Below are 842 nucleotides of genomic sequence, written 5' to 3' on the forward strand. Positions count from 1 at the left end.
ATGTTCTGCCCCCACTCCTTAACATCCGAATCCGGACAGTTCACTGGGCTTTGACCCCGCATTTGCAATGATGGTTCCAGGGTGTTTTGATGTTGCATGTTTAATTTAATTTTATTATTATGACTTACATTGGTATTGACATCAGCAAGGACACTTTCGTTGTCGCTTATTCTCCAGACAAGAAAAGCAAGACGAAGACTTTCAAGAACACCACTAAGGGGATTCATGAGTTCATCAGGACAATCTCCAAGGAGAAGCACCATTGCGTCATGGAGGCGACTGGCAATTACAGTGCACTGCTTGTATATTTGCTCTCAGAAGCAGGTATCACTACAAGTCTGGAGAATCCGCTTAAAGTGAAGAACTTTGCACGTGCCATGCTATCCACTGTCAAGACGGATGAGATAGACGCCCGTCTGATTGCTCTTTACGGAGAGAAGATGAACCCTGCGCCATACAAGCTGCGCAGTGACGCCATACTCACCCTCAAGCAGAAGCGAACAGTCATTCGCCAACTCAAGAAGCAGCTAATTGCCACAAGGAACCTCAAAGGCTCCATGGAGGCACTGCCGTTCTTTGATGCCAAGTGCAAGAGGTCTGTCGAGAAGACCATTGCATTCCTCGAGAAGCAGATTAAAGACCTCGAAGAGGATCTTGCAAACCTTGCATGTTCTGAGTACAAGAAGCAGATGGATCTGCTCACCTCAATAAAGGGGATTGGCGTCACTCTTGCAGCTGCACTCATCATGGCCACTGGCGGCTTCACATACTTTGACAATGCCAAGCAACTCACACGTTATCTGGGATTGTCACCAACATATCAGCAGTCCGGCACTTCAGTC

At 47.3% G+C, this 842-nt stretch carries 1 protein-coding gene; it reads left to right on the forward strand.

Going from position 1 to position 842, the window contains the following annotated elements; translation table 11 throughout:
* Positions 1-119: 119 nt before the first annotated feature.
* A partial coding sequence (locus CIK99_RS09505; protein ID WP_094381292.1) for an IS110 family transposase occupies positions 120-842 on the forward strand: 723 nt, incomplete at its 3' end.

Origin of the sequence: Prevotella sp. P5-92 (assembly GCF_002251245.1) — a bacterium.
Classification (GTDB): Bacteria; Bacteroidota; Bacteroidia; order Bacteroidales; family Bacteroidaceae; genus Prevotella.